The sequence below is a fragment of the Actinomadura logoneensis genome, from assembly GCF_003428695.1.
In the GTDB taxonomy this organism is placed as follows: Bacteria; Actinomycetota; Actinomycetes; order Streptosporangiales; family Streptosporangiaceae; genus Spirillospora; species Spirillospora logoneensis.
Genome location: NZ_QURH01000098.1, coordinates 1 through 5,557, shown reverse-complemented (window position 1 = coordinate 5,557; position 5,557 = coordinate 1). Strand labels below are relative to the sequence as shown.

Here is a 5,557-nt window from a genome sequence, read left to right as displayed (position 1 = left end):
GCGCCGACCGGCGGACACGGCGTCGGCGGGCGGACACGGCGTCGGCGGGCGGACACGGCGTCGGCGGGCGGACACGGCGTCGGCGGGCGGGCGCGGCGCCTGAGGACACGGCGAAGGAGGGCGCGGCCGTCGTGTCAGAGGACCAGGTCGTTGCGGTAGGCGTAGACGACGGCCTGGACGCGGTCGCGCAGGTCGAGCTTGGTGAGGATGCGCGACACGTAGGTCTTGACCGTCTCCTGGCTGAGCACCAGCGCCGTGGCGATCTCCTGGTTGGACATGCCCTCGGCGATGAGGCGCAGCACCTGCAGTTCGCGGGCGGTGAGCGGGACGTCGGCCGGGTCCGCGGCCGGGCGGATGCGCGCCGCGTACCGGCCGACGAGCCGCCGCGTCACCTCGGGCGCGAGCAGCGCGGCCCCGCCCGCGACGGTGCGGATGCCCTGCAGGAGCTGCGCGGGCGGGGCGTCCTTGAGCAGGAACCCGCTGGCCCCGGCGCGCAGCGCCTCGTAGACGTACTCGTCCAGGTTGAACGTCGTGACGACCAGGACCTTCACCGGGTCCGCCACGCCCGCGCCCGCCAGCAGGCGGGTCGCCGCGATGCCGTCGAGCACCGGCATCCGGACGTCCATCACCACCATGTCGGGACGCAGCCGGCGCGCGAGGTCCACCGCCGCCTGCCCGTCGCCGCACTCGCCGACCACCTCCAGGTCGGGCTGCGCGTCGATGATCGTCGCGAAGCCCGTCCGGATCAGCGGCTGGTCGTCGCAGACCAGCACCCGCACCGGCGCGGTCACGACGACCCGCCCGCGGGGATGCGCGCCCGCACGACGAACCCGCCGTCCGGCCGGCCGTCCGCGTCGAACTCGCCGCCGAGGGCGTCCACGCGCTCGCGCAGCCCGGCCAGGCCCCGCCCGCCGCCGGACGACCGGGACCGGGTCGCCGGGCCCGCGGTGCCGACCTCGACCGTGATCTCCCGGTCGCCGTGCCGGACGAGGGCGACGGTGCGGTTGCCGTGGGCGTACTTCAGGGCGTTGGTCAGCGCCTCCTGCACGACCCGGTAGGCCACGAACTCGGCGCTTCCCGCGGTCTCGGACGGGGCGCCCTCCTCGGTGAACTCGACCCGCTGCCCGGCCCGGCGGGTCTGCTCCACCAGCGTGCGCAGGTCGCCGGTGGACGGCGTCCGGGCGTGCCGGGTGGACCCGGTCCCGGCGCCGTCCCCGCGTCCGTCGCCGTCCTCCCGGGCGGCGCCGTGGTCCGGGTTGAGCAGGTCGAGCAGGTGCCGCAGGTCGGCGATGGCGCGCCGGCCGGTGTCGGTGATGGCGTCCAGGGTCCCGTCGAGGCGGTCGGGGCTGGCGGTCAGGTAGCGCGCCGCCTCGGCCTGCACGACCATCGCCGTGACGTGGTGGGTGACGACGTCGTGCAGCTCGCGGGCGATGCGGGTGCGCTCGGCGGCGCGGGTCGCGGCGGCCAGGCGCAGGCGGCGCTCGGCCTCGGCCCGCCGGGTGGACCGCAGCCACGCCCCGACGCACCAGCTCACGACCAGCCCCGCGTAGAACGTGATGTACCCCTCCGGCCGCTCGGCGCCGCCGAGCCGGTCGAGGCCCCACGCGAGCGGCGGGTAGGCGGCCGACAGGACGACCACGGTGGCGCGCCGGTGGTGGTCCAGGTGGGCGCCGGCGCTCATCAGCGCGAGGGGCAGCGCGGTCCCCGCGACCATGTGGTAGCCGCGCAGCTGCGCCACCGCGAACCCGGCCGTCACCAGGGCCAGGGACACGGCGGGCCACCGCCGCCGGACGGCGAGCGGCCCGCACAGCAGGACCAGCGCCGCGATGGCGGTCGCGTCGAACGGGCGGGCCGGCAGCTCGCCGACCTGGGTCTCGTGGCCGCGCAGCGCCGGCAGGAAGGTCATCGCGGCGAGCAGCAGGGCGAGGGGGAGGTCCCGGACCGTGACGTCCAGCCGCCCCCACAGTGCCCGGAGCGCCGCGTCCCACCGCCGCCACGGCGCCCGGGCCCGGAGCGGATCGATCACCGGGCCAGGCTAGCGGCCGGGGCGGCGGCCGTGTCGCGGCGGCGGCGCGGGACCACGTTGCCGCGGCGGCGGGCCAGCCAGAGGAACGCCATGGTCAGCAGGACGCCGAACACCACCGTGTAGGGGCTCGCCTCCGGGCCGAACCGGCCGCCGGTGAGCACCGCCGGGCCTGACGTCACGCCGTGCAGCAGGCCCTGGTTGTCGCCGTTGCCGGAGACCTCGGTACCGAAGATCCCCGCCTCGGCGTAGTTCCAGCCGAAGTGCAGGCCGATCGGCACCCAGAGGTTGCGGGTGGCGGCGTACGCGGCGGCGAGCGTCGCGCCGGCCGAGACGGCGATGGCGACCGCGCCCCAGACGGTGGCGTCGGGGTTGGCCAGGTGGAAGGCGCCGAACAGCGCGCTGGTCAGGACCAGGGAGATCCGGGTGCCGAGCCGTCCCTCGATGATGCGGAACAGCACGCCCCGGAACAGCAGCTCCTCGGTGACCGACGCGGCGGCCATGAACCCGATCAGCCCGACCGGGCCCGCCACCTCGCCGAAGCCCTTCACCTTGTAGTCGCCGAGCATGGCGATGTTCCCGATGACGGCGGCGAACCAGCCCGCGCCGATCAGCATGCCGACGGCGGTCCGGGACAGGGCGCCCCGGACGGCGACCTCGTCCGCCGGCCGGCGCTCGGACCAGCGCACCATCCGGCCGTACACCCAGATCGCCAGGGCGGCGGTCAGGAGGCCGACGACCAGTGACGCGGGCGCGTTGTCCTTCAGCACCGTGACGACCTGGCCGCCGATGAAGGCGACCAGGAGCACGGGCAAGAGCTGCTTCAGCAGACGCATGGGGACTCCCTGCGGGATCGGGGGGCTGGAGGGGGTCCGCGGGCTGGACGCCGCGGCCACGACGACGCTAGGGAAGGCGGCGGTCCGTGATCTTCCCCGCACGGAGGACATTCCCGGGTAGCTCGCACGGGGGACAGCGGGGCCCCGGGAGCCGGGTGATCGCGGCGCGTGGCGCGTCCGGCGAGGTGGCGGGGGAGGGCTCCCACCGGCGGGGGCGGCGTCGGCCTCGGCGGGGGCGGCATCGAACACGGTCGGAACATCGGGCATCCTGAACAGTGGTCCGACGGTGCACGGTGAGGGGAGCTTGGGTGGACGAGGGCGCACAGGACCGGGAGCGCGTCCCGGTGCCGGGGGCTTCCCCGCAGCTACGGCTGGACGACCTGCTGGACGGCCTCCAGCGGCAGGTCCACCAGGTGCGGGCGGCCCAGGACCGGATGCGCACCCTGCTGGACGCCGTCCTGGCCGTCGGTTCCGACCTGGACCTGGAGGTGGTGCTGCGCCGCATCGTGGAGTCCGCGGTCACCCTGGTGGACGCCCGGTACGGCGCGCTCGGGGTGCTGGGCGAGGACGGCATGATCAAGCAGTTCCTCACCGTCGGGGTGGACGAGGAGACCGTCGCGCGCATCGGGCACTACCCGCGCGGCGAGGGCATCCTCGGGGAGCTCATCCGCCGCCCGGAGCCGCTGCGCCTGGCCGACCTGGCCGACCATCCGGCGTCCGTGGGGTTCCCGCCCGGCCACCCGCCGATGACCAGCTTCCTCGGCGCCCCCGTCCGGGTGCGCGACGAGGTGTTCGGCAACCTGTACCTGACGGACAAGCAGGGCGGCGCGGAGTTCGACGCCGACGACGAGGCGGTGCTGCGCACCCTCGCCGCCGCGGCCGGCGTCTCGATCGACAACGCGCGGCTCTACGACGACGCCCGGCGCAAGCAGCGCTGGCTGGCGGCGAGCGACGAGCTCACCCGGAGCCTGCTGGCCGGGCGCGAGGTGGGCGGGGTGCTGGCGTCGGTCGCCACCACCGTGCGCGAGCTGGCGGGCGCCGACCTGGTCACGCTCGCCGTCCCGGTGGGCGACAGCGGCGAGCTGGTCGTCGAGGTCGCGTCCGGCGCGGGCGAGGACGAGGTCCGCGGCCTGGTGCTGCCCGCCACGACCCCGGCGTCGAAGGTGTTCGCGACCGGGGAGCCGGTCACCGGCGACGCGGTCGGCGGCGGCCTGCGCGGCGAGGGCGGCGGGGCGCCCGGGGTCGAGCTCGGCCCGGCGTTCTACGTGCCGCTCGGCACCCGCGACCACGTGCGCGGCGTCCTTCTGGTGGCGAACATGCCGGGCGGCCGGATGTTCCCGGACGCGGTCGTGGACATGGTCATCGGCTTCGGCAACCAGGCGGCGCTGACCCTGGAGGTCGCCGAGCACCGGCAGGACGCCGAGCACATGCTGGTCCTCGGCGACCGCGACCGCATCGCCCGCGACCTGCACGACCTGGTCATCCAGCGGCTGTTCGCGGGCGCCCTGACCCTGCAGTCCACGCTCGGCCGCGTCTCCGACCGGCCCCAGGTGAGCGAGCGGATCCAGCGGGTCGTGGACGACCTGGACGACACGATCAAGGTCGTCCGCTCCACGATCTACGGGCTGCGGGAGAGCGACCGCGGCAACGACGCCGGCCTGCGCGGCAAGCTGGTGACCGCCACCGGCCGGGCCGCCGAGACGCTGGGCTTCACCCCGGCGCTGCGGATGACCGGCCTGCTGGACACCGGTGTGCCCGCCGGGCACGCCGAGTGCCTGCTGGCGGTGCTCGGCGAGGCGCTGTCCAACGCGGCCCGGCACGCGCGGGCGACGGCCGTGGACGTGAGCGTCGAGGTGAGCGGCCGGACGCTGCGGCTGAAGGTGACCGACAACGGCCGCGGCATCGACCCGGCCGTCACCCGGCGCAGCGGCCTGGAGAACCTTCGGCAGCGCGCCGAGGAGCTGGGCGGCGAGTTCGAGGTGGTCTCGAACCCGCCCGGCGGGACCGTCCTGGTCTGGGCCGTCCCGCTGCCGTCCCCGGACGCCTGACCCCGCTGGGCCGTCCCGCTGCCGTCCCCGGACGCCTGACCCCGCGCCTTCGGCGAAACCGGACCCCGCCTTCGGCGAAACCGGACCCCGCCTTCGGCGAAACCGGACCCCGCCTTCGGCGAAACCGGACCCCGCCTTCGGCGAAACCGGACCCCGCCTTCGGCAGAGCTGACCCCGCGCCTTCGGCGGATACGGCCGGGCACCGCCTCGCTGAGGCGGTGCCCGGTTCCGCAGGTGTCTGTTCTTGGTCTCCCTGAGGGACGGGCCTCGGGGGACGGGGCCGCCCTCAGGCGGTGGCGCGCTGCCCGCGGCCGTGGCCGGTGCGCGGCTTCCGGCCCTCGCCGGGGGACGCGGCGCGGACGCCGGTGAGGGTGAAGACCAGCGCCGCCCCCGCGACGACCGCGAGCAGGGCCAGGCCCGCCGCGTACGAGCCGTACTCCCCGTACAGCGCGCCCATCACCAGCGGCGGGACGAACCCGCCCAGGCCGCCCGCGGCGCCGACCACGCCGGTGACCGAGCCGACCTGGTTCGCCGGGGTGCGCTGCGCCACCAGGGCGAAGGTCGCGCCGCTGCCGGCGCCGAGCGCGGCGGCCATGGCGAGGAAGGCGACGGTGCCGACCGGCGCCAGCGCCGGGCCGAACGCCTGCACG

At 76.2% G+C, this 5,557-nt stretch carries 4 protein-coding genes and 1 pseudogene; 1 reads left to right on the top strand and 4 read right to left on the bottom strand.

From position 1 onward, the window contains the following. Positions 1-134: 134 nt before the first annotated feature. The 3 genes from DZF91_RS04720 to DZF91_RS04710 are packed head-to-tail and all read right to left on the bottom strand — an operon-like array spanning position 135 to position 2,859. The gene (locus DZF91_RS04720) at positions 135-791 is read right to left on the bottom strand and encodes a response regulator (protein WP_117356268.1); all 657 of its coding nucleotides are present in this window, start codon (positions 789-791) and stop codon (positions 135-137) included. Next, positions 788-2,023 carry a sensor histidine kinase gene (locus tag DZF91_RS04715; RefSeq protein WP_456236644.1) on the bottom strand — a complete coding sequence of 412 codons (1,236 nt, stop codon included), beginning with the start codon at positions 2,021-2,023 and terminating at the stop codon, positions 788-790. The genes DZF91_RS04720 and DZF91_RS04715 overlap by 4 nt, the downstream gene beginning before the upstream one ends. Further along, positions 2,023-2,859, bottom strand: a complete 837-nt coding sequence (locus tag DZF91_RS04710; protein ID WP_117356267.1) for a CPBP family intramembrane glutamic endopeptidase — start codon at positions 2,857-2,859, stop codon at positions 2,023-2,025. The genes DZF91_RS04715 and DZF91_RS04710 overlap by 1 nt, the downstream gene beginning before the upstream one ends. Before the next feature lie 308 nt (positions 2,860-3,167). Here DZF91_RS04710 and DZF91_RS04705 point away from each other — a divergent pair, with 308 nt between their 5' ends. Then, positions 3,168-4,907 (top strand): sensor histidine kinase, encoded by a 1,740-nt coding sequence (locus DZF91_RS04705; RefSeq protein WP_235834087.1) that lies wholly within the window; start codon positions 3,168-3,170, stop codon positions 4,905-4,907. Positions 4,908-5,193: 286 nt separating this feature from the next. Here DZF91_RS04705 and DZF91_RS42890 read toward each other — a convergent pair. Further along, a pseudogene (locus DZF91_RS42890) lies at positions 5,194-5,557 on the bottom strand (MFS transporter); the annotation flags it as partial.

Coding starts and splice junctions, on each gene's coding strand:
- DZF91_RS04710 (WP_117356267.1), bottom strand. CDS start 2,859: ATGCGTCTGCTGAAGCAGCTCTTGCCCGTGCTCCTGGTCGCCTTCATC.